At 46.9% G+C, this 21,142-nt stretch carries 22 protein-coding genes; 9 read left to right on the forward strand and 13 right to left on the reverse strand.

What is annotated here, in order from left to right:
- The first annotated feature begins 168 nt into the window (after positions 1 to 168).
- The gene (locus ACQY2W_RS06345) at positions 169 to 849 is read left to right on the forward strand and encodes a type IV pilin protein (protein WP_428050507.1); all 681 of its coding nucleotides are present in this window, start codon (positions 169 to 171) and stop codon (positions 847 to 849) included.
- Positions 850 to 856: 7 nt separating this feature from the next.
- Here the strand turns inward: ACQY2W_RS06345 and ligA are convergent, their stop codons facing one another.
- Both ligA and nusB read right to left on the reverse strand, forming a co-directional pair.
- Entirely contained in the window at positions 857 to 2,836 is a 1,980-nt protein-coding gene (gene ligA / locus ACQY2W_RS06350) for an NAD-dependent DNA ligase LigA (RefSeq protein WP_428050509.1), read from the reverse strand.
- A 2-nt stretch (positions 2,837 to 2,838) separates the two neighbouring features.
- Positions 2,839 to 3,249 (reverse strand): transcription antitermination factor NusB, encoded by a 411-nt coding sequence (nusB, locus tag ACQY2W_RS06355; protein WP_428050511.1) that lies wholly within the window; start codon positions 3,247 to 3,249, stop codon positions 2,839 to 2,841.
- A gap of 479 nt (positions 3,250 to 3,728) precedes the next feature.
- Here nusB and ACQY2W_RS06360 point away from each other — a divergent pair, with 479 nt between their 5' ends.
- The gene (locus tag ACQY2W_RS06360) at positions 3,729 to 4,253 is read left to right on the forward strand and encodes a type IV pilin protein (RefSeq protein WP_428050513.1); all 525 of its coding nucleotides are present in this window, start codon (positions 3,729 to 3,731) and stop codon (positions 4,251 to 4,253) included.
- A gap of 68 nt (positions 4,254 to 4,321) precedes the next feature.
- Here the strand turns inward: ACQY2W_RS06360 and dnaK are convergent, their stop codons facing one another.
- The 8 genes from dnaK to ACQY2W_RS06400 form a co-directional block, all read right to left on the reverse strand.
- Positions 4,322 to 6,190 carry a molecular chaperone DnaK gene (gene dnaK, locus ACQY2W_RS06365; protein WP_428050515.1) on the reverse strand — a complete coding sequence of 623 codons (1,869 nt, stop codon included), beginning with the start codon at positions 6,188 to 6,190 and terminating at the stop codon, positions 4,322 to 4,324.
- 50 nt (positions 6,191 to 6,240) lie between these two features.
- On the reverse strand, positions 6,241 to 6,804 hold the full coding sequence (locus tag ACQY2W_RS06370) for a nucleotide exchange factor GrpE (protein WP_428050517.1): 564 nt from the start codon (positions 6,802 to 6,804) through the stop codon (positions 6,241 to 6,243).
- Entirely contained in the window at positions 6,797 to 7,897 is a 1,101-nt protein-coding gene (gene hrcA, locus ACQY2W_RS06375) for a heat-inducible transcriptional repressor HrcA (RefSeq protein ID WP_428050519.1), read from the reverse strand. The genes ACQY2W_RS06370 and hrcA overlap by 8 nt, the downstream gene beginning before the upstream one ends.
- Before the next feature lie 157 nt (positions 7,898 to 8,054).
- Positions 8,055 to 8,627: a type IV pilin protein gene (locus ACQY2W_RS06380; RefSeq protein WP_428050521.1), complete on the reverse strand. Its 573-nt coding sequence runs from the start codon at positions 8,625 to 8,627 to the stop codon at positions 8,055 to 8,057.
- A gap of 321 nt (positions 8,628 to 8,948) precedes the next feature.
- Positions 8,949 to 9,395: an rRNA maturation RNase YbeY gene (gene ybeY / locus ACQY2W_RS06385; protein WP_428050523.1), complete on the reverse strand. Its 447-nt coding sequence runs from the start codon at positions 9,393 to 9,395 to the stop codon at positions 8,949 to 8,951.
- 42 nt (positions 9,396 to 9,437) lie between these two features.
- Positions 9,438 to 10,646 (reverse strand): glucose-1-phosphate adenylyltransferase, encoded by a 1,209-nt coding sequence (locus ACQY2W_RS06390; RefSeq protein WP_428050525.1) that lies wholly within the window; start codon positions 10,644 to 10,646, stop codon positions 9,438 to 9,440.
- 23 nt (positions 10,647 to 10,669) lie between these two features.
- Positions 10,670 to 11,359, reverse strand: a complete 690-nt coding sequence (thyX, locus tag ACQY2W_RS06395; RefSeq protein ID WP_428050527.1) for an FAD-dependent thymidylate synthase — start codon at positions 11,357 to 11,359, stop codon at positions 10,670 to 10,672.
- A gap of 15 nt (positions 11,360 to 11,374) precedes the next feature.
- Positions 11,375 to 12,682, reverse strand: a complete 1,308-nt coding sequence (locus tag ACQY2W_RS06400) for a hypothetical protein (protein ID WP_428050529.1) — start codon at positions 12,680 to 12,682, stop codon at positions 11,375 to 11,377.
- Positions 12,683 to 12,717: 35 nt separating this feature from the next.
- Here ACQY2W_RS06400 and ACQY2W_RS06405 point away from each other — a divergent pair, with 35 nt between their 5' ends.
- Complete coding sequence (locus ACQY2W_RS06405) at positions 12,718 to 13,098, forward strand: MazG family protein (RefSeq protein ID WP_428050531.1); 381 nt, start codon at positions 12,718 to 12,720, stop codon at positions 13,096 to 13,098.
- A gap of 52 nt (positions 13,099 to 13,150) precedes the next feature.
- Here ACQY2W_RS06405 and ACQY2W_RS06410 read toward each other — a convergent pair whose 3' ends face one another.
- Entirely contained in the window at positions 13,151 to 13,783 is a 633-nt protein-coding gene (locus tag ACQY2W_RS06410; RefSeq protein ID WP_428050533.1) for a type IV pilin protein, read from the reverse strand.
- Positions 13,784 to 14,108: 325 nt separating this feature from the next.
- Between ACQY2W_RS06410 and ACQY2W_RS06415 the strand changes: the two genes are divergently transcribed.
- Positions 14,109 to 14,807: an RsmE family RNA methyltransferase gene (locus tag ACQY2W_RS06415; protein ID WP_428050535.1), complete on the forward strand. Its 699-nt coding sequence runs from the start codon at positions 14,109 to 14,111 to the stop codon at positions 14,805 to 14,807.
- Complete coding sequence (locus tag ACQY2W_RS06420) at positions 14,804 to 16,033, forward strand: MiaB/RimO family radical SAM methylthiotransferase (RefSeq protein ID WP_428050537.1); 1,230 nt, start codon at positions 14,804 to 14,806, stop codon at positions 16,031 to 16,033. Before ACQY2W_RS06415 ends, ACQY2W_RS06420 begins: the two co-directional genes overlap by 4 nt.
- A gap of 17 nt (positions 16,034 to 16,050) precedes the next feature.
- Here the strand turns inward: ACQY2W_RS06420 and ACQY2W_RS06425 are convergent, their stop codons facing one another.
- Complete coding sequence (locus tag ACQY2W_RS06425; RefSeq protein WP_428050539.1) at positions 16,051 to 16,686, reverse strand: type IV pilin protein; 636 nt, start codon at positions 16,684 to 16,686, stop codon at positions 16,051 to 16,053.
- Positions 16,687 to 16,903: 217 nt separating this feature from the next.
- Between ACQY2W_RS06425 and glmU the strand changes: the two genes are divergently transcribed.
- The 4 genes from glmU to pth are packed head-to-tail and all read left to right on the forward strand — an operon-like array spanning position 16,904 to position 20,528.
- Positions 16,904 to 18,304, forward strand: a complete 1,401-nt coding sequence (gene glmU / locus ACQY2W_RS06430; RefSeq protein ID WP_428050541.1) for a bifunctional UDP-N-acetylglucosamine diphosphorylase/glucosamine-1-phosphate N-acetyltransferase GlmU — start codon at positions 16,904 to 16,906, stop codon at positions 18,302 to 18,304.
- Entirely contained in the window at positions 18,297 to 19,241 is a 945-nt protein-coding gene (locus ACQY2W_RS06435; protein ID WP_428050542.1) for a ribose-phosphate diphosphokinase, read from the forward strand. Before glmU ends, ACQY2W_RS06435 begins: the two co-directional genes overlap by 8 nt.
- 30 nt (positions 19,242 to 19,271) lie before the next feature.
- Entirely contained in the window at positions 19,272 to 19,964 is a 693-nt protein-coding gene (locus ACQY2W_RS06440) for a 50S ribosomal protein L25 (protein WP_428050543.1), read from the forward strand.
- 3 nt (positions 19,965 to 19,967) lie between these two features.
- Positions 19,968 to 20,528 carry an aminoacyl-tRNA hydrolase gene (gene pth / locus ACQY2W_RS06445; protein WP_428050545.1) on the forward strand — a complete coding sequence of 187 codons (561 nt, stop codon included), beginning with the start codon at positions 19,968 to 19,970 and terminating at the stop codon, positions 20,526 to 20,528.
- 53 nt (positions 20,529 to 20,581) lie between these two features.
- Here pth and ACQY2W_RS06450 read toward each other — a convergent pair whose 3' ends face one another.
- Positions 20,582 to 21,073, reverse strand: a complete 492-nt coding sequence (locus tag ACQY2W_RS06450; protein ID WP_428050547.1) for a type IV pilin protein — start codon at positions 21,071 to 21,073, stop codon at positions 20,582 to 20,584.
- Positions 21,074 to 21,142: the final 69 nt, after the last annotated feature.

Consider the following 21,142-nt stretch of genomic DNA (forward strand, 5'->3'; position numbering starts at 1 on the left):
TCTCTTTCGTTGCAGCTCTTATAGGTTGGGTGTTAACCCAACATAAATAAGGAATTTTTTCTGTCAGGCGTAGCCTGACCTACATTTAATCGTCGGTAACAAATTGCCTATTGACTTTGTTTTTTTTTTTTGCTACATTTTATTTAATGAAACAGAGGAGGAGTATTTATGAAAGAAGAAAATGTAGTTTTGTCCTCGCCCCTTGCGGGAGAGGATGTCCGCAGGACAGGTGAGGGGTATATAAAGGAAAATACTTATTTAAACCCCCTCATCGGTTTTGAGTGCTATCGCACACAAAACCACTTCCCCCGCCAGGGTGGAAGCCAAACAACAAGTGGTTTCACGCTTATTGAATTATTAGTTGTTGTTCTTATCATTGGCATACTCGCGGCGGTGGCGTTGCCGCAGTATAAAATGGCGGTAGATAAAGCGCGGCTGAGCCGTATGATAACCATGGTGCAAAGCGTGGTCAAAGCCGAAGAAAGTTATTATTTAGCTAACAATGAATATACGACAGATTGGGATAGTTTGGCCGTTTCGTTTACGGGTACGCCGGTAGCCGGGCGTGGTGGAGCTATTTCGGTGCCGGGCGGTTGGATATTGGACTTAAATGTGAATCCTAAAGGCATGGTAGCCGAAGATGAAAAATTACCCGACATTGTATTGTATGCCTTTTATGTTCATGGGAACGAAAATCTACAGCAAGCACCTGCCGGGGGCGGTATAAGCTGCTATGCGAAACAAAGCAACACACATGCCAACAAGTTATGCAAAAATGTCACGCATAAAACAACGCGCGACAGCGCCTCCGGTACCGCGGGAAATTCGTACGATGTATACAAGTTTTAGCAGCAGGTTACTTCCCAATCAGTTTTAAAAATTCTTCTTCGCTAAGCAGGGGGATGTTTAATTCTTGTGCTTTGCGCAGTTTGCTGCCGGCGGCTTCGCCAACGACTACATAAGACGTTTTTTTAGATACCGTGCCGCTGGCTTTTCCGCCGTATTGCATGGCCAAGCGTTCGGCTTCGTCGCGCGTCATGGTTTTGAGTTCGCCCGTGAACACAAGCGTTTTTCCTTCCAACACATTGCCCGATCTTTCTTTTTCGGGTTGTGTGAAATTCAGCCCGATAGCGCGCAACTTTTCAATTTGCTCCAATGCTTTTTGGTCGTGGAAAAAATCGTAAATGCTTTGGGAAACTTTGTCGCCCACGTCGGGGATGTGTTGCAATTCTTCCAGTGTGGCGTTTTTCAAATTATCCAGTGTGCGGAAATGGTCGGCTAAAACTTCCGCCGTTTTCTCACCGACAAATGCGATCCCAAACGCAAATAATAATTTAGCCAGCGGACGCTTTTTGCTCGCTTCAATGGCGTCCAATAAATTTTGTGCTTTTTTATCTTTAAAGTTGGGCAGTTGCAACAAATGCAAGAAAGACAGTTGGTAAATATCGGCAAATTCCGTCAGAAAATTACGCTTGATCAGTTGCCGCACGACCACTTCCCCCAAGCCGTCAATATCCAATGCCTCGCGCGAAGCAAAGTGCACGAGCCGCGCGTGCAACTGCGCCGGACATGCCGGGTTAATGCAGTAATATCCCACTTCGTCTTGTTCTTTATACACAGGCGCACCGCACGAGGGGCAAACGGTGGGAGGCATTACTTCTTGCGTGCCGATGTGTTCTACCACTTTAACCACTTTTGGGATCACTTCCCCGGCGCGTTCAATAATCACGCGGTCTTTTTCGCGCACGCCCAAGCGTTTAATTTCATCAAAATTGTGCAACGTAGCGTTAGCAATCATCACGCCCGCACACGGCACGGGGGTTAATTGTGCTACGGGCGTAATAATGCCCGTGCGTCCGACGGAAAAAATAATGTTTTCTACCGTAGTTGTGGCTTGCGGTGCGGGATATTTAAACGCCATAGCCCAACGCGGGCAACGCGTGGTAGAACCCAAAATTTGTTGGTCTTGGAAATCGTTTACTTTTACCACCAGCCCGTCTACATCAAACGGCAAGTTGTGGCGTGAGTCGGCGAACTGGTTATAAAAGCGGATCACATCTGAAATTTGCGTAACTTTGGTGCGCACCGGGCAGACGGAAAAACCCCACGCGCGGCACAAATCAATAAACGCGCTAAAGCTGTTTGCGGCGATGTTGCCCACTCCAAACGAGTGGGCAAAAAACTTCAGCGGACGCCGGGCGGATAAAGAGGAATCTTTTTGCCGCAAAGACCCCGCCGCGGCGTTACGGGTGTTGGCAAAGATGTTATTGCCGGCAATTTCCTGTTCGGCATTTAAAATAGCTAAATCTTTTTTTTCTAAATATACTTCGCCGCGTATTTCCAACGTGCCTTGCGGTGCATTTACCAAGGTGTGCGGGATGTTTTTAATTGTCAGCACGTTGGCGGTGATATCTTCGCCCACTTTGCCGTCGCCGCGGCTGGCGGCTTGCACGAGCGTGCCGTTTTCGTATGTAAGCGAACACGATACGCCGTCTATTTTCCCTTCCACAACCATTTCAAAATTATCGCGGCCTAAAATTTTTACGGCGCGCTCGTGCCAGTCGCGAATTTCATCTGCGTTATATGAGTTATCCAGCGACATCATCGGCACTCTATGCACTACTTCGCTAAACGCGCGCGACGCTTGACCTCCCACTTTTTGCGTGGGCGAATCGGGCGTGATAAATTGCGGGTACTGTTTTTCTAATTCTTGCAGACGGCGGAAAAGCTCGTCGTATTGGGTGTCGGACAAGACGGGGTTGTCCTGGTTATAGTATAAATCACTATGAAAACGAATTTGTTTTCGCAGCTGTTCAATCTCGTCTTTGGGCTGCATATCTATTTCCGTTCTTTTTTAAGTTGATCTAAAAGGCCGTTAATAAATTTGCTGGAATTTTCGGTAGAGTATTTTTTGGCGAGTTCAATGGCTTCGTCAATAACGGCAGGAATGGGGGTACGCTCCGGGCTGAAGACCATTTCATATGTAGCCATGCGCAAAATGGAGCGGTCCACCGCGGACATGCGCGATACCGTCCAATTTTTGGCGTACGAGGACACCATTTTGTCAATTTCCGATTGGTGCTTTTGCGTTCCGCGGACGAGGTCGTTGCAAAAATCATACACGTCGCCCAGTTCTTTTTTAAACGTGTCGGTATAATCTGCCAAAACATCTTCTTGCGCCGATTTCAAACTGTCGGCGTAATAAAGCGATTGTAAAGCGCATTCCCGGGCGATTCTTCTGCTTGTCATAATTCCTCTTACCGTTAGAAGATACCTTATTCTAGCAAATTTGAGTGCAGGGCGCACCCCCTCGCCGGTGATCGCCGCACGAGCAGAAGGCCTAGGACCGCTGTATGCATTTGTGTGGATGTTTTTGAATATGGAATTTCATAGACGGTGCTGTGAAAATGTAGGTTAGGCTTTGCCTGACGGGGTTTGACGATTTTGTTGTCAGGCTTACACCTGACCTATAATTCTCTTTCGTTGCAGCTCTTATAGGTTGGGTGTTAACCCAACATAAAGGTGTTAACCCAACATAAATAAGGAATTTTTTCTGTCAGGCGTAGCCTGACCTACATTTAATCGTCGGCCACTAACAAAGCAACATAGCAAAAACAGTGTGGCTACAAGTAAGTGGAAGTTGACTCCCAAAATGCCTGGGCCCGGCAAGGGCCTTGACATCGTTTTTTTTTTTGCTACATTTTATTTAATGAAACAGAGGAGGTTGTATGAAAAACAAACAAGCGTTTACACTTATTGAGCTGTTAGTTGTTGTTCTGATCATTGGTATTTTAGCGGCGGTGGCGTTGCCGCAATATCAAAAAGCTGTTACAAAATCTAAAGTGGCTTCGGTCATGCCTTTGTTTCGTGCTGTTGCCAACGCCGAGGAAACATATTATTTGGCCAATAACCAATATACAAATTCATACGAAGAATTGGCGATCGCTCTTCCCGCCGGCACAACGGTATCCGGTACAAAAGCGACCTTGCCCAACGGCACGAAAATAATTTTACAAACCAGCGGATATATGTCTACTTCTATCAATGAAGACAAAGAAAAGGGTGCGATACAACTAAATTATTGGTTTGCTCATGGAATAGGGAAAAACCACTCTCCTTTTGAATGTTTTGCCGCTGTGGCTGACGAAACGGGAATATCTATTTGTAAAAGTTTTAGCAACAAAGAGCCCTCCTCCGGGAATTGTGCGGCCCGCGGTGAAGCGGAACCTTGTAAAGGATATGCCATGTATTAAATTTTTATCACATACAAAAAACCGGGGAACAAATTTTGTTCCCCGGTTTTAATTTCCCCGAACAGTTTTTATTTGTCTACTACTTCGGCTTCTACGACGTCGTCCTTGCCGCCGTTGGTGTTGGCTTGCGCTTGTTCGGCGCCCGGTTGGGCTCCGGCTTGCGCACCTTGGGCCTGTTGTTTGGCTTGTGCGTCTTTATACATCGCTTCGCCCAACTTTTGGCCGGCTTGCAAAGCCGCGTCGGTAGCCGATTTAATGCGGGCTACGTCATCGCCTTTGAGCGCGTCGCGCAAGTCACTAAGCGCTTGGTCAATCTTGCCGCGTTCTTCTTGGCTGACTTTGTCGCCGTAATCTTTCAGTGCTTTTTCGGTTTGATACAAAACGCCGTCGCCTTGGTTTTTGGCTTCAATTACTTCTTTGTGTTTTTTATCTTCTTCGGCGAATTTTTCGGCATCTTTTACAAACTTTTCTACTTCGGTGTCGCTTAATTTGTTGGGCGAGCTGATCGTAATGTGTTGCTCTTTGTTGGTACCCAAGTCTTTAGCGGACACGTTCAAAATACCGTTGGCGTCAATATCAAACGTCACTTCAATTTGCGGCACGCCGCGCGGAGCGGGCGGGATGCCGTCTAAGTCAAATTTGCCAAGCGGCACGTTGTCTTTAGCCATGGGGCGTTCACCTTGCAAGACGTTAATGGTTACGGCCGGTTGGTTATCAGACGCGGTGGAGAAAATTTGCGTTTTCTTTACCGGGATCGTGGTGTTGCGTTCAATGAGGCGTGTGCACACACCACCCAAGGTTTCCAACCCGAGCGACAACGGCGTAACGTCTAACAAAAGCACGTCTTTTACTTCGCCCGTTAAAATACCGGCTTGTACCGCCGCGCCGATCGCCACGCACTCCATCGGATCAATGCCGCGTTCAATCTTTTTGCCGACGAGGTCTTCCACGTATTTTTGCACAATCGGCATACGAGTCGGACCGCCGACCAAAATAATGCGGTCAATTTGGCTGGCGGATAATTTAGCATCCGAGAGCGCTTGATTGACAGATTTGCCGCAGCGTTTGACGATATCGTCTACCAAGCTTTCCAGTTTGGCACGGGAAAGTTTTAACTCCAAGTGTTTCGGGCCGTCGGCTCCGGCAGAGATAAACGGCAAGTTGATGTCCGTTTCCATGGTGGAAGACAATTCAATTTTGGCTTTTTCCGCCGCGTCTTTTAAGCGTTGGGCCGCTTGTTTGTCTTTAGACAAATCAATACCGGTTTGTTTGCGGAATTCATCTACCATCCAGTTGATGACGGCGTTATCCATATCCGTACCGCCCAGTTGGGTGTCTCCGGAAGTAGCGAGCACATCAAACGTACCTTCCGCGCCCATTTCCATAATGGTTACATCCAGCGTTCCGCCTCCGAGGTCAAATACTAAAATTTTTTGTTCTTTACCGGCTTTATCAATACCGAAGGCCAGCGCGGCCGCCGTCGGCTCGTTGACCAAGCGTACCACTTCCAAGCCCGCGATGCGGCCCGCGTCTTTGGTGGCCTGGCGTTGGTTGTCGTTAAAGTACGCCGGCACGGTGATGACGGCTTTTTCCACTTTTTCACCTAAAAACGCTTCGGCATCTTTTTTTACTTTCTGCAAGACGAAAGCCGAAAGTTGTTGCGGCGTAAATTCTTGTCCGCGCAAGTTATATTTATAGTTTTCCCCCATTTTGCGTTTGAAAGCGGTTACGGTGCCTTCCGGGTTGGCAATCGCTTGACGGCGGGCCGGTTCACCGACGAGCCGTTGGCCGTCTTTGGTAAACGCCACATAAGACGGAAACGCTTTTCCGCCGATAGAGCTACCTTCCGCAGACGGAATAATCGTCCCTCTGCCGCCTTCCATAACGGCAGCTGCCGTGTTGGAAGTTCCTAAGTCAATACCAATAATTTTAGCCATAAGTTTATCTCCTTTTAGTTAAATTTCTGCGGGTTTATCCGCGTGAAAATCTATTTTTCGTTGTGTTGTCCGACAATGACCCGCGCCGGGCGCAAGACTTTGCCGTCTAGCATAAACCCCATTTGTACTTCTTGTAACACAAGTCCGTCTTGTTTTTCGTCTGCCGGGATCATCGCCACTACTTCTTGCGTGGCGGGATCGTACGGCTTGTTTAAGACGTCCATTTTTTCAATGCCTTCCGAGCGGAACGCCTTTTGCATTTCCGTTAAAAGCAGTTGTATCCCGCTTACTACATTTTTTAACTCATTGGGCGCCTTTTTCAAAGCGTCATTTTTATTTAGTTCTTCGTTTTGCTTGAGTAAAATTTCGTAAGACGGCAACAACTTTTCGGCCAGTTCTTTCTTACCGTATGATAAGAAGGCGGCCTTTTCTCGTTCGGTGCGTTTGCGGAAGTTTTCAAAGTCCGCGCTTAGACGCACAAATTGTTCGTAATAATCCGGCTTGGTTTCCTGGGCAGGAGTTTCTTCCGGTTCGGTTATTTCCGGCGTTTCCTGTTCGGTTTGTTCCAATTCTTCGCCGGTTTCTTCTGTATGTTTATGATGGTGCTTACTCATAATCTTCCCCTTTTTCGGTGGGCGGTAAGGCCGTCCAGTTTTGCAACGAGCTCTCTAATAAACTTCCGATAAAGTGTACTAAAGACATCACCCGCGTATATTCCATATGTTTCGGCCCGATGATACCGAGCATCCCCACCGTTTTATCCCCCACTTTGCACGCGGTAGAAACGATACTTAAGTTTTTCAGTTCTTTGAGTTCATTTTCACTACCGATGCTGACATTTAGTTTTTGGTTGGATTTCTCCATCCCCGTCATTTTCTCACTTAATAAGCTTGAGAAACGCTCGCGCTCTTCCACAAAGCGCATCATTTGTTTTAAATCTTCAAAATCATCTTCGGAGGTATTTTCTAATAATTGCCCAAAACCCTCTACATACAATTCATTATCTGTTTGCGGGCGCTCCATATCTTTTAATACTTGCGTGGCGAGGTCTGCCATGCCGGCAATTTCCTGGTGGCCCGAGTGAACGTGTTGCCACAAAATGCGGCGCGCTTGGGCAAGCGTAAGGCCTTCAATTTCTTCGTTAATAAAACGGCTCAGCACACGCAGTCGCGCCGGGTTGATAGCGTATCCGGTGCGTACCGGCCAATGGCGCACTGCGCCCGACTCTGTTACCAAAACCGCAAGCACCGCGCCCGGGGCAAGCGGGATAAAATCAAGCCGTTGCACGCGTTGCTCTTGCACGTTAGACGTATATACAAACCCGGCCGCGCCCGATAACATCGCCAGCAAGCGCGAAGTCTGCACCATCATATTATCCACTTCATTTACGCGCGAATCATACGCTTCTTCAATGCGTTCACGTTCTTTGGCGGCCATTTTTTGCACGTTTGCCAAATAGTCCACGTAATAGCGGTACGCTTTATCCGTCGGGATACGTCCGCCGGATGTATGCGGCTGATAGAGGTATCCTTCTTCTTCCAACTCCGCCATAATGTTGCGGATCGTGGCACTGGAAACATCGGGGAGCGCTTCGGATGCGATCATTTGCGAGCCGACCGGACGGCGGGTTTCCACGTATTGTTGGACAACCCACCGCAAAATTTTTTCTTTACGCGATTTAGCTACTTCCGGTTTTAAAATTCTCATAGGGGATACCTTCGTGTTGAGCGCCTATTATTTTAGCACTCACATTTAGTCACTGCTAATATTATAAGTAATAATTTTATTTTTGTCAACCCTCTTTTTTGAGTGCTAATTTTGAATTATAAAAAACCCCGCCTTTTAGGCGGGGAAAATTTCGTTTTTATGGTAAAGTGTAAGAGCGTGAAGTGCTGGCTTCACTAGAAAGAGTCCCTTTTATTATTTTTTCACAATAGTCACCCGCAGATAAATTAAAACAATACTCCTCCCTGCAAGCGGTAATGCGTTCGTTGCATACAATTTGTTTTTTTGCAGTATGTGAACTGTTGTCAAAGTAAATTACAAATCCGGCTCCTTTATATTTACCGGTTAAACGATGGATACGAATATCTTGAGCAGTAGACCCGCCTTGCCCGATATTTTCAATTTGCAACGACCATTCACCATTAGATTTTGTGTCGGTAATTGCGCTGTCGGAATAGTCTAAAAATTTTGTCGTTCCGGTCCAACTGGTTAAATCTACCGCTAATTCGTCAAAAGTAGTAGCCCATTCTCCGCTGGCTAAATGGTGCGCCTCGTATGCTTGTCCAAGAGATTTAAGCAGTGTAAGTGCTTGTGTGGCTTTACTGCGCTCTACCGCTTTTTGGTATTGCGGCAACGCCACCGCGGCCAAAATACCGATAATGAGAACGACGACCAAAAGTTCAATTAACGTAAATGCTTGTTTGTTTTTCATATTTTGTTGCTCCTTTGTCATTTTTTAACGTCTCTTTATTATCGTTTTTTTTTTTGATTTGTCAACCCCCTTGCCGGGGGCAGGCATTTTGGGAGCTAACTTTTACTTACTTGTAGCCACACTATTTTTGCACTGTTGCTTTGCAATGCAACAACTTCCTCGCTGGGCCGGGTAGAGCGGCCTTGGACCGCTGTTTGCTTTTAATGTTATCTTTTGCAAAGGGGGACTTCGTGTTATTCTGCAGCCGATGTTTGCCGATACAGAACAATAAAAAACCCCGCCTTTTAGACGGGGAAAGCAATTTTACGGTGAAGAAGATTTTTATCTTTTTAAAACGCAGGAAATAATTTGCTCGGCTTGGCGGTCCATTTCCGCGCGGTCTTTGGGGGAGTGGTCGTCCATGCCCGATAAGTGTAGCGCCCCGTGTGTAACGTACATCATCATTTCTTGCAAAATCGTGTGGTTAAATTTCTTCGCATTTTTGCGCGCAACTTGGTAACACACAAAAATATCGCCAAATGCCCACATCTCGCCGGGAGGCAACACGGGCGGACGCGCGTTGTTAAACGAAATTACATCTGTTACGTAGTGGTGTCCTAAAAATTCTTTATTCACGCGCAGAATTTCTTTTTCACTTACAAAAATTACGTTGACTTCTATATTTTGCCGCGAAAATTGCTTGAGTCCTTTGGCAAGGGCCGCTTTAAATAAACCCGTGCGGTGTAAATAGCGCGGAACATCGGTGTTATAAAAAATATGTGCAATCATAAAAAATGCGCCGCAGATTTTGCGGCGCAAGCAACCCTGTAATTAGAATTTGCTTTTTCCGCGCGGGATTACTACAATCCCGGACGGGTCAATATAGTATTTTTGTGCGTCCGCGTCCAAATTATGTCCGATCGTTTGGCGCGCGGCAACGGTATTAAAACGGTCCATAATTACTTTTTTAAGTTTGGCTCCGGCTTTAATTTCGCAATTATCCATAATGACGCAATCTTCAATTTCAGCTCCCTCGCCGATAAATACACTATCGCTGATGACCGAGTGCTTTACCTTGGCTTTGGGATGAATAATGCACCCGTCGCCGATCATAGCGTTGGTTACCGTTCCGCCTAAAAATTTAGTAGGCGGTACACGGTTTAACGTAGTGCTGATCGGCCATGCGGGGTTGTTTAAATCTAATTTCGGTTTCGGCCCCAGTAAGTCCATGTGCGTTTGCCAGAACGATTCTATCGTGCCCACATCGCGCCAATAACCTTGTTCTTCGTATGATTTGGCCCCGGGCAACGTTTGGCTTTGAAAGTTATACGCAAACGTGCGGTGGTCGTGTAAGATTTTAGGTAAAATATGTTTGCCGAAATCTAACGCGGGCACATCGCAAAAGCGTTTTTGCAATACTTGCAACAAAACGTCTGCATTAAAAATGTAGTTGCCCATAGACGCGTAAGCTTGTTTGGGGTGGCCCGGAATCGGTTTGGGGTGAGCGGGTTTTTCGTCAAACTGGATGATGCGGCTTTGCCCGTCTACACCCAGCACACCAAAAGCACTGGCCGCTTCTATCGGCACGGTGTTGGCGGCCACCGTCACGTCGGCTTTGTTTTTAAGGTGAAAATCAATCATCTGCCGTACGTCCATACGGTAGATATGGTCCGCCCCGAAAATAGCTACCAAATCGGGGGCGAAATCTTTTACTAAGTTGATGTTTTGGCGCACGGAATCAGCCGTGCCGCGGTACCAAATTTCCCCCAAGCGCATTTGCGGCGGAACGCAGGTTAAAAAGTGGTCCGGCATAATACCTTCCGAACGCCATGTAGTGCGTAAATATTCAATCAAACTTTGTGATAAATACTGCACCAACACGTATGATGAAAAAATGCCGGAATTGACAAAGTTGGACAACACAAAATCTACAATACGGTACTTCCCGCCGAACGGCACAGACGGTTTAGAGCGGTCTTTTGTCAGCGGATAGAGGCGTTCGCCTTTTCCGCCGGCCATAATCATACCTAAAATGCGCATACGGTTCCCCTTTTAACTAATGTTTATTCGGAGCCCAACGGCAGGTGGCGTTGCAATTCTTCAAATGCTTCCCACGACCACGGCATTTTTTCCGCGACGATTTTGGCAATTTCGTCTGCATAGACGCGGATTTCCTGTTGGGCGTGTTTATCGGTGCGTAAGCATAAGAAATTAAACAAGCTTCTGGCGTTGACACTCCAGTAAAATTGGGTATATTGGCACACCGGGAGAACTCCGCGGGCCATTTCGCGCGATACGCCGGCTTCCAACAGTTTGTGGTAAGCGGCGTAAGACGCTTCTACACTTTCTTCGTAAATTTTGCGTAATTTTTCGTTATCTAATGACGAGTCCGCCACAGAGCCCTGTTTGTTTTTGGTGTCCTGTCCGCGGAAAGTGGTGGGAATATAAAATTCGTCTTTTACTTCGGTATAGCGCGCGCTGACTTCGTTGTACGAGCCCCAGCGGTGGCGCATCCATTGGCGGGCCACATAGATCGGACAGCAGATATGAAATTGGAAATAACAATGTTCAAACGGCGTATGGTGCGCATGTTGCATTAAGTATTTAATTAAGCGTTTGTCTTGTTCTTCACCTTTGGAAACCGCCCCAAACGAAACGCGGGCCGCTTGGACGGCGCGGTCATCGCCGCCCATAAAGTCCACCAGGCGGACGAATCCTTTATCTAATACATTGATTTTCTCAGTAGATTGCATGGGAAAACTCCTACACTAATTTAAAATTTCTATGACGGAACTTTGACCGTCCGGTAATACTTCGGCACTCAGTACAGCCGCGTTGGAGCACGCGGTGTCATACACAAAACCGTCTAAAGAAACGGTGTCCGTTTTGGATAAACGGCCTTTCTCAAACGATAGAAAATGAATCTTTCCGCTTTCATATTGGCCAAACGTACTGGATAGTAACCCGAATTTCGCCGTATTTTCTACCACGGCCGCTTGGATGCGACCTTGCGTGTTGACCACTTGCAAAGACGGATAAAATTTCACAATCTCCTGTTTATATTTTACACGATTTGGAGAGCCAACGGAAAATTCTTTAAATTCCGTTGATTTGCCGTTGGGCAGTTCCAATTTAATACGCCCAACGGAAGTGGTGTAAATCAAATATTCTTCGCCGTTTTGCCCGGCAGGAAACAAGTTTATACCTTCTATCCAGTTGCGTTGGGTGGCCAGCGATTTATCGGCGGCGGTAAATTTGCCGTCCTGGTAGATTAAATTGCGTGCGTTGCCCGGGCGCGTGCCGGAGATAAACGGCCGTTGCAACCATAACGTTTTATGGTCGCCGCAACCCGTTTCTTTTACAAAATAAGGCAGCGTGTCTAACGTGGTCCATTGGCCGTTTTCATACGCTAAAATCAGCGTAGAGATGCGGGCTAAATGTTCGTCATAAATAGATACAAAAATTTCTGCCGTGTCTTTTTGGCGTAGTGGCATGGCGGAGATGGTCAGCGGCGTTTTCCCCGATGGGAGTTGATAGGAGGCCGCCTCTTCTAATTGTTCGCCTTTGCGGTTCCACACGGTAACTTGGCCTTTGCCGGAAAGCGTGACAATGTTGTCGTCTTTCGCCCCGGTAACATTGCCTGAAGAAATACTTACAATTTCTTGCGCCACCGGTTCGTACGTGATTTTTTTATGCAGCGAAACGGGCGCAGCAGCTTGTGCCGTTACTGCGGGAGTAGCGGGTGCGACGGGCGCACTTTCTATGAGGGCTTCTTGGCCGATTTCAATGTCGGCTTGCGAAGAGATCTTACCAACGGCATAGAGCGGTTGCACTTCGGTAATAACACCCTCGGGCGAGTAATTGTTAATGATTCCCAATTCTTTACCTGTTTTGGGGTTGGTGAGTTTTTCAGACGATAAAATAACTTTAAATGTATCGCCTTTTTGAACGGCTTTTTTGACGGTAGAAGTATCCAAATAAATTTGGTTGTTTTGTACACGTACGACCGTCACTTGCGCCAGCGCAACTAACGGCAGGGAAAGAAAGAAAGTCAAAAGTAGAGTTCTTATTTTCATATAATATGGTATAGCATTTTTCTAAGGGAGTGACAATGAAAAATTTATTTGATGATTTGGTGGAAACTTTTGCCATACTGCGCGGACCGAACGGTTGCCCGTGGGATAAAAAGCAAACGCACGAGAGTTTAATTAAGAATATGCGCGAAGAAAGCGAGGAGTTTATCGCCGCTGTTGAAAAAAAAGACGCTGACAACATGAAGGAAGAATTGGGCGATGTATTGTTGCAAGTGTTGCTTCACGCGCAGATTGCCAAAGAAGAGGGGCTTTTTACAATTGATGATGTGATGCAAGGTTTATACGATAAACTCCACCGCCGTCACCCGCACGTGTTTGGCGATCATGCCAAAGCCACGTCGCCCGAAGAGGCCCTTGCCGTGTGGAAAGAAATGAAGAAAAAAGAAAAAGGGAAATAAAAACGCAAAAAAATTTAAAAAACGGCAGACATTTTTTGTCTGCCGTTTGTGTTTAATCGTTCCAGCAGTAATAAGTGGCACCCGCGCCTTCGTTTCCTGTACTTAAACCCGATTCTTGTTTGCAAACCTTCCGGGGCAAATCTTCCCCGTTGGTGTCGCAACATTGTTTGCCGTTTGTGTTTTGACCGTAGCCGATTTGGTTTTTTCCGGTATACATACACCTTGTGTATCCGTTCTGATGAAAGCAAAAGCGGTTTCCTCCGAAATAATATATTTTAACGTCCCCGTTGGGGCCGGAATTTGTCTGCAACGTATACGAAATTCCAATACTTAATTCATCAAAATCGGTAGTGTATTTTCCGTTAGCCAGATAATATGCTTTTTCTGCATCCGTGATAGCACGCACGAGCGGTTTTAACGAAGCATAGCGGCTTTTGAGAACCGCTTTTTGATATTGCGGGAGCGCGACCGCCGCCAATATACCAATGATAAGCAAAACAACTAAAAGTTCAATGAGCGTAAAGCCGTTGTTGCTATTCACATAAAAAGGTCTGTCATGCCGGAAATCTGTAATCCGGCATCTTCGTATTTTTGTTTCTGCCTGTTGGTTTAACGAGCGAAGGGAAAGCCGAAGATCCCGTGCAGAGGCCTCACGGGATGACAAACTTATTTTATTGTTTTTCATATTGTTTGCTCCTTAATAATAATTGTCATTCCAAACTTGATTTGGAATCTCACCGCTTTCTAAAATAGCAACAAGGTGAGATCCTGAATCAAGTTCAGGATGACATTTTATTTATTGTTTTTTTCCGTCCCTGTATTATCGTTTTTTTTTTTGATTTGTCAAGCCCCCTTGCCCGGGGTACTCGCCGTACGGACCAAGCGACCTAGGACCGCCTAGGGTGTATGATGTTATCTTCTGCAAGGGGGGTTTGTGTTAGTCTGCAATGTCCCCTTGTCGGGGTGCAACTTACAACAGCTGTTCCCCTAAAAAAAGCTACAATATCCGTATGCCACAGTATTTTGCGGATATCAAAGAAACCGAATTTTTCTTGTTAGACGACGAGGCCCACCACGCCGCCGTCGTCCAACGCCACAAAGAGGGCGACACGATCCTTGTGTTTGACGGCACGGGCCGCCAATACGACGGACGCATTGATAAAATACAAAAAAAATTCGTGCGCGGCACGCTCCTTAAAAAGCGCGAGGTGCGCCGCGTTCCGCTAGAAATTACGCTTTGTTTTGTGCCTAATTCGCGTGTGGGGTTGGAAGAAGTATTAGATAAATGCACGCAGTTGGGCGTATCTTATTTTCAGCCGATTTCCTCGGCGCGTAGCGAGTATGACGTTTTCAAAAAATGGGAAGAAAAACAAGTCCGCTGGCAACAAATTATGCTCTCTGCCTGCAAACAATGTAACACGCCTTTTTTACCTAAACTGTTAAAACCCGCGCCGTTTGCACACGTAATTACCGACAAAAAAACGCCCTCGTTAATTGCGTACGAGGCCGAACAAACCCACACGCTTTCGTGGGGACTCACACAACTCGGCTCGCCTAAAAATGTGCGCGTATTTATCGGCCCGGCGGGCGGTTGGACAGAAGATGAAATTTCGCTTGCCGCCGCACACCACACGCCGGCGGTCACGTTAGGCGTAAACATTTTGCGGGCCGAAACGGCGTGTATCGCCGCGTGTGCCAAATTGTTATGACGACATTTTTTATTAAAACGTTCGGGTGCCGCGTCAACCAAGTGGAAAGCCAAGCTTTGTTGGAAGATTTTTTGCGCCACGGTTTTACGCCCGCCGAAAAATTTGAAAATGCCGATGTTTGTTTGTTAAATACGTGCACCGTTACCCACGAGGCCGATAAAGATGTGGAAAAGTTAATCCGCCAGATCTTGCGCCGCAACCCGTCAGCGCGGCTCGTGCTGACGGGTTGTTATGCGGCGGCGCACGCCGCGCATATCCGGGAAGTTTTCCCGTCGGCGCAAATAGTAGGGAAGTACGATTTGGGCCGCGCGCTTTTTAACGAAGAAGATGTTTGTTGGACGGTGTCGGGCCACGAGGGGCACAGCCGCGCGTTTATTAAAATTCAAGATGGGTGCGACTGTTTTTGCTCGTATTGCATTGTGCCGTTTGCGCGCAACGTAAAACGTTCCAAACCTTTGCAAGACGTACTCAAAGAAATACAAAATCTCGTGCAAAACGGATTTGCCGAAATTGTGCTTACGGGCATTAACATCGGCAATTACAACTGCCCAAAAACGGGAGCCGATTTGGCCGCACTTTGCGCGGAAATAGCCAAAATGCCGGGCGATTTTCGCGTGCGGTTTTCGTCCATAGAACTGCAAACGGTAACGGACGGCATTATTCAAACGATGAAAGATTTTCCCGCGCGCTTTTGTAATTATTTGCACTTACCCTTACAGGCCGGGAGCGACCCGGTATTACAAGCGATGAATCGCCATTATGATACGGCGCAGTACGCCGCGCGCGTGGCGGACTTGCGCAAAAACGTGCCCGGTATCGGTATCTTTGCGGACGTTATTGCCGGATTTCCCACGGAAACGGAAGAAAATTTTGAAGAAACGGTAAATTTTATTCGCACGCAAAAATTGGCGGGCTTGCACGTATTTAGTTATTCGCCGCGCCCCGGCACGAAAGCGGCCGGACTGGCGCAACTGCCGGCGGAAGAAATCAAACGCCGGGCGGAAGTTTTGCGCGCATTGGATAAAGAACTGCGCGGAAATTTTGCCGACTCTTTAGTAGGCACGGAGCAAATCGTATTTATAGAAGAACACAAAGAAGGCCAAACGCGCGGTATTACGTCCAACTTCCAAACCGTTTTAATAGAAAATGCCCCGCAAAATTTACACGGGCTCGTGCGCGTGAAAATTGTCCGTGCACAAAACAATTTGTGCTATGGGGCTTTGTAACAACACTAAAATCTGATTTATTGTTGTACTGTTTTGCAGAATTTAGTTCCAAAATCAGTTTTTCCGATACATTCCGTTTGGTCAGGTTTGGCTGAATGAGTTTGCCAAACACGGTATTCAAAATCATAATTTGCTTGGCAATTATTCCACGTATTATTTTTCCCCGGGCAATAAAGCGCCCGGCTATAATTGGCGTTGTTATTGTACGAGGTCGTTGCCAAAACATCCAGGTTAAAATAATTGTCACCGCATCTCATGGCAGTAGCATCCGGTGTATAAGTAACCGTGCAATTGTTGTCTATATCTAGCTCTATATTAGTAAGACTATAAGCATAATCGCCGTTTGCCATATAATACATTTCTTCCGCATTTTTTAAGGCAAACAACATGGGTTTGATGGACGCTAACCGGCTTTTGGCAACGGCTATTTTATATTGTGGCAAGGCCACCGCCGCTAAAATACCGATGATGAGTACAACGACTAATAATTCAATGAGTGTAAAACCGCCCGCCCCGTTCGTCATCCCGGAAATTTGTAATCCGGGATATAACGGGGCGTTAACATAACCCACCACTATATCCCGCATAGAAACACTGCGGGATGACGAGTGGTGGGTTATGCGTGATGACAAATTTATTTTATTGTTTTTCATGTTGTTTGCTCCTTTGTTTTTTCCGTCCCTTTATTATCGTTTTTTTTTTTGATTTTTCAAGCCCTTTGCCAAGTAGGATGACTTCGCCTCTCTCTCATCCCTCGCCCCTTGCGGGAGAGGGTGGCCGGAGGCCGGGTGAGGGGTAATAATACGGGTTGCAGTACTGTGGGCAATTTGTTATAATATTTCTATAATTTTTAGGCAAGAGTTAAACAAAATGGTAGCCCAAAAAAAATTGTGTATCCTTATTCTCGCGGCCGGTAAAGGCACGCGCATGAAGTCCCCTCTCCCCAAACCGCTCCACACGGTGTGCGGGTTCCCTATTATTTCGTATATTTTAAAAGCCGCCCAAGAGTTAAACCCGGCGGCTATCGGCATTGTAGTAGGGCACGGTGCCGAGCAAGTTATTGATACGGTAAAAAAAGGATTGCCCGCTTGGAACATCACCGCCCCGGTGGAATTTGTACCGCAGGTAGATTTATCCGGGTCCGGCTCGGCTGTTAAAGCGGCGCTTTCTTTTATGAAACGGTTTGAGGATATCCTTATTTTAAATGGGGATGTACCGCTGTTGCGTGCCGAAACACTGCGTAAAATGGTGGACGCTTTTGAAAACCAACGGGCCGCCGCTATGGTCGTAAGCGTAACGGTGCCAAATCCGCACGGATATGGGCGCATCGTGCGCAATACACAGGGCGTGTTTGAAAGCATTGTGGAAGAATCGGACGCAGATGCTAAAACCAAAACCATTACCGAAATTAACAGCGGGATGTATGTATTTAAATCTTCTTTCTTACAAGAATCACTCAACCGCTTGACCCCGCAAGGTCCCAAACGCGAATACTATTTAACCGATACCCTTTCTTTAATCAAACAAATGAATCAGCCGGTATGTGTTTTTTGTGCGCCGGACTATACCGAGGCGTTGGGCGTAAACAGCAAAGCCCAACTGGCCGAGGCCGGGCAAATTTTATACGCCCGCGCCGCTACGCGCCTGATGGACGAGGGCGTAACCCTTATTAACCCGCAGGAAATTTATATTGACGCGCAAGCCCAAGTCGGTACGGATACCGTGATTTATCCGAACACGTACCTTATGGGAAACACAAAAATCGGCAAAAACTGCGTGATTGAAAGCGGCGTATATATTAAGGACTCTACCATTGGCGATAACGTAACAATTAAAATGGGTACGTACATTGAAGAATCTGTTGTGGAAGAAACTTGCCAATTGGGGCCGTACGCGCATTTGCGCCCGCAAACGGTACTTAAAAAGGGTGCTAAAGTAGGCAATTTCAGCGAAGTTAAAAAGTCCGTCATCGGGGAAAATTCCAAGGTCAATCACCTCAGTTACATCGGAGACACCCAAATGGGGGCCGGTGTCAATGTGGGAGCCGGAACGATTACCTGTAACTACGACGGTAAAAATAAACATCAAACTATCATTGAAGACCACGTATTTGTGGGCTCTAACGTCAATTTTGTAGCACCGGTAACGGTGCACGAATATGCAAAAATCGGTGCGGGGTCAACCATAACCAAAGAGATACCGGCTAAGTCGCTCGGTATCGCCCGGGCGCGCCAAGTCGTACTGGAAAACAAAGGGGTCAAAAATGACTAAAAGTGTAAACGGTGATTTGCGTATTTTCTCCGGCAATGCTAATATCGCGCTTGCCCAAAAAATTTGCGAACACTTGAATATGGACTTGGGCAAACTGCGTGTAGAACGGTTTGCAGACGGCGAAATTGATGTGCAAATTTTGGAAAGCGTCCGCGCACATGATTGCTATATCGTACAGCCGACGTGTCCCCCCGTCAATGAAAATTTGATGGAACTGCTCATTATGATTGACGCATTTAAGCGCGCCAGTGCGGGCAAAATTACAGCGGTTATCCCGTATTTTGGTTATGCGCGTGCGGACCGCAAATCGTCCCCGCGTGTGCCGATAACGGCTAAGCTGGCTTGTAACTTAATTGCCGAAGCCGGGGCCGACCGCATTATGACGGTAGATTTACACGCCGGGCAAATTCAAGGGTTTTTTGATATTCCGGTAGATCATTTGCGGGCGCGTAAAGTGTTTTTGGAGTATTTTTCGCAATTTAACCGTAACGATTTAGTAGTTATTTCCCCCGATGTGGGCGGCGTGGAACGCGCCCGCAAATTTGCCGCACGTATGGACGCGGGGCTTGTTATTATTGATAAACGCCGCCCCAAACCCAACGAGGCGGTTGTATATAACGTAATCGGGGATGTGGAAGGCAAAGTAGCTATTATTTTTGATGATATCGTGGATACGGCCGGCACGCTGACGACCGTCGCCCAAAAAATCAAAGAACGCGGTGCGCGGGAAATTTATGCGGCTTGCACGCATGGACTGCTCTCTCGCAATGCGATGGAACGGATCAACAAGTCCGATATCAAAAAGCTGGTCATTACCGACTCGCTGCCGATACGCGACTTGGGGCCGAAAGTGGATGTGCTGTCGGTGTCGTATTTACTCGCCGACGCTATCAAACGCAACCACGACGGTCGTTCAATCAGCGATATGTTTAATTAACCCTTTTTAAAAGGAACTTGGAGGAAATAAATGGAAAAAGTAACAATAGAAGCCGTCAGCCGCGAAGGCATCGGCGTCAAAGGGGCCCTTTCCCAAATTCGTGCGGAAAAGAAAGTCCCGGCCGTCGTTTATGGCGGTCATAAAGAACCTGCTAGCATTACCGTAGCCGTAAAAGATTTGGAAAAAATCATGAAAGCCGGTAAAAACACCTTAGTAGAAATGACCTTAAACGGAGCGAAAGAATTGGTGCTGGTAAAAGAAGTACAATTCCACGCCGTAACCGATAACCCGATCCATGCCGACTTTCAACGCGTCAGCATGAAAGACAAAATGGACGTGGTCGTGCCGCTCAAACTGGAAGGTACACCTGCCGATGTGGCCCAATACGGTGCTATTATTGAACACATCATGCGCGAAATTGAAGTACGCGCCTTGGTAAGTGCTATCCCGCATGAAATCGTGGTAGATATTACGCCTATGACCATTAACAAAGGTATTTTGGCCGGAGATATTAAACTGCCGCAAGGGGTTGAACTTATCACCGATGCCGAAGCTCCTGTGGTACACTTGGCAATTCCGAAAGATGATACCCCGGCTCCTGCCCCGGCTGCTGATGCGGCTGCGGCGCAACCGGAAAGCTCTTCTACCAAAGGTAAGAAGGACGAAGAAGGCAACTTGGCTAAAGACAATAAAGACGCCGCTGCCAAGGACGCCAAAAAATAATCTATGGCCATTCTCCTGGCGGGCTTGGGTAACCCCGGTAACGAGTATGCGCGTACGCGTCACAATGCCGGTTTTCGGATAGTGGATGCGGCTGCAGAAAAATGGGGAGCAAGTTGGAAACCTTGGCAAAAGCTGGGAGAATATGCCAAAGTTTGTGTAAGCGGAACAGATGTATATTTGTTAAAACCGCTTACCTATATGAACGAATCGGGCCGGGCTGTTAGCAGCTTGGCCCGGTTTTATAAAATTGCGCCGCAAAACTGCGTGATTTGTTTTGATGAAGTGGCACTGCCGGTTGGTCAGTTGCGGTTGCGCAAAAGCGGTTCTGCCGGCGGTCAAAAAGGCATGAAAAGCGTGATTGAGCAGTTAGGCACGCAAGATATCGTGCGTTTGCGCGTGGGAATCGGCCCGAAACCCGAAAAAATAGACCTGGTCAATTTTGTACTCGGCAAATTTTCCGCCGCAGATGAAGAAATTTTAAAACCCACCGTTGAACGCGCCGTCGGCGCATTGGAAACTCTACTTTCCCAAGGCATTGAAAGAGCCATGGGACAGATCAATTAAATAGGTTTCTGTTATCAACCGGGCAATATTCTCTAAGAGTATTGCCCGGTTTGTTATTGAAAAGAGTACATTAAATCGTAAGGATTTGCCAAGTCGTTGTTTGCTCGGTGCGAAATCAGTTTGCATAATTTATTAGCTCGTTCGTTGCCGATAGTTGCATAACACGCATTTTGTCCGGGCAGACTCGAGTTATGATTAAAAAAACGCCAAATTTTAACTTCGGGGACACGGCGGTCAACAGCTTTTACCCCCCAGGCGCCGTCTGACAGAATGCTTGCACTCCATTCCTCAGTACTAATGACGTTATCGGTAACCGTTCCCGGTAGCGATAGGGCTAATTCTTCCCAATCACGAGAATACTTGTTATTGGCTAAATAATAGGCCTCTTCGGCCTGTGCGACACTATTTGTTATTGCAAGCAATTTACTTAAACGGCTTTTATCTACGGCCATTTTATATTGCGGCAAGGCCACGGCCGCTAAAATGCCGATGATAAGTATAACGACGAGTAATTCAATAAGTGTAAATGCTTGTTTGTTTTTCATGTTTTTTGCTCCTTTGTGGTTTTTTTCGTTCCTTTATTATCGTTTTTTTTTTTGATTTGTCAACCCCCT

This window comes from Candidatus Avelusimicrobium caledoniensis (assembly GCF_902756455.1).
Classification (GTDB): Bacteria; Elusimicrobiota; Elusimicrobia; order Elusimicrobiales; family Elusimicrobiaceae; genus Avelusimicrobium; species Avelusimicrobium caledoniense.

Bases quoted from the DNA above. Each gene is read 5' to 3' on its own strand.
- ACQY2W_RS06345 (WP_428050507.1), top strand. From the start codon at position 169: ATGAAAGAAGAAAATGTAGTTTTGTCCTCGCCCCTTGCGGGAGAGGAT.
- ligA (WP_428050509.1), bottom strand. From the start codon at position 2,836: ATGCAGCCCAAAGACGAGATTGAACAGCTGCGAAAACAAATTCGTTTT.
- nusB (WP_428050511.1), bottom strand. From the start codon at position 3,249: ATGACAAGCAGAAGAATCGCCCGGGAATGCGCTTTACAATCGCTTTAT.
- ACQY2W_RS06360 (WP_428050513.1), top strand. From the start codon at position 3,729: ATGAAAAACAAACAAGCGTTTACACTTATTGAGCTGTTAGTTGTTGTT.
- dnaK (WP_428050515.1), bottom strand. From the start codon at position 6,190: ATGGCTAAAATTATTGGTATTGACTTAGGAACTTCCAACACGGCAGCT.
- ACQY2W_RS06370 (WP_428050517.1), bottom strand. From the start codon at position 6,804: ATGAGTAAGCACCATCATAAACATACAGAAGAAACCGGCGAAGAATTG.
- hrcA (WP_428050519.1), bottom strand. From the start codon at position 7,897: ATGAGAATTTTAAAACCGGAAGTAGCTAAATCGCGTAAAGAAAAAATT.
- ACQY2W_RS06380 (WP_428050521.1), bottom strand. From the start codon at position 8,627: ATGAAAAACAAACAAGCATTTACGTTAATTGAACTTTTGGTCGTCGTT.
- ybeY (WP_428050523.1), bottom strand. From the start codon at position 9,395: ATGATTGCACATATTTTTTATAACACCGATGTTCCGCGCTATTTACAC.
- ACQY2W_RS06390 (WP_428050525.1), bottom strand. From the start codon at position 10,646: ATGCGCATTTTAGGTATGATTATGGCCGGCGGAAAAGGCGAACGCCTC.
- thyX (WP_428050527.1), bottom strand. From the start codon at position 11,359: ATGCAATCTACTGAGAAAATCAATGTATTAGATAAAGGATTCGTCCGC.
- ACQY2W_RS06400 (WP_428050529.1), bottom strand. From the start codon at position 12,682: ATGAAAATAAGAACTCTACTTTTGACTTTCTTTCTTTCCCTGCCGTTA.
- ACQY2W_RS06405 (WP_428050531.1), top strand. From the start codon at position 12,718: ATGAAAAATTTATTTGATGATTTGGTGGAAACTTTTGCCATACTGCGC.
- ACQY2W_RS06410 (WP_428050533.1), bottom strand. From the start codon at position 13,783: ATGAAAAACAATAAAATAAGTTTGTCATCCCGTGAGGCCTCTGCACGG.
- ACQY2W_RS06415 (WP_428050535.1), top strand. From the start codon at position 14,109: ATGCCACAGTATTTTGCGGATATCAAAGAAACCGAATTTTTCTTGTTA.
- ACQY2W_RS06420 (WP_428050537.1), top strand. From the start codon at position 14,804: ATGACGACATTTTTTATTAAAACGTTCGGGTGCCGCGTCAACCAAGTG.
- ACQY2W_RS06425 (WP_428050539.1), bottom strand. From the start codon at position 16,686: ATGAAAAACAATAAAATAAATTTGTCATCACGCATAACCCACCACTCG.
- glmU (WP_428050541.1), top strand. From the start codon at position 16,904: ATGGTAGCCCAAAAAAAATTGTGTATCCTTATTCTCGCGGCCGGTAAA.
- ACQY2W_RS06435 (WP_428050542.1), top strand. From the start codon at position 18,297: ATGACTAAAAGTGTAAACGGTGATTTGCGTATTTTCTCCGGCAATGCT.
- ACQY2W_RS06440 (WP_428050543.1), top strand. From the start codon at position 19,272: ATGGAAAAAGTAACAATAGAAGCCGTCAGCCGCGAAGGCATCGGCGTC.
- pth (WP_428050545.1), top strand. From the start codon at position 19,968: ATGGCCATTCTCCTGGCGGGCTTGGGTAACCCCGGTAACGAGTATGCG.
- ACQY2W_RS06450 (WP_428050547.1), bottom strand. From the start codon at position 21,073: ATGAAAAACAAACAAGCATTTACACTTATTGAATTACTCGTCGTTATA.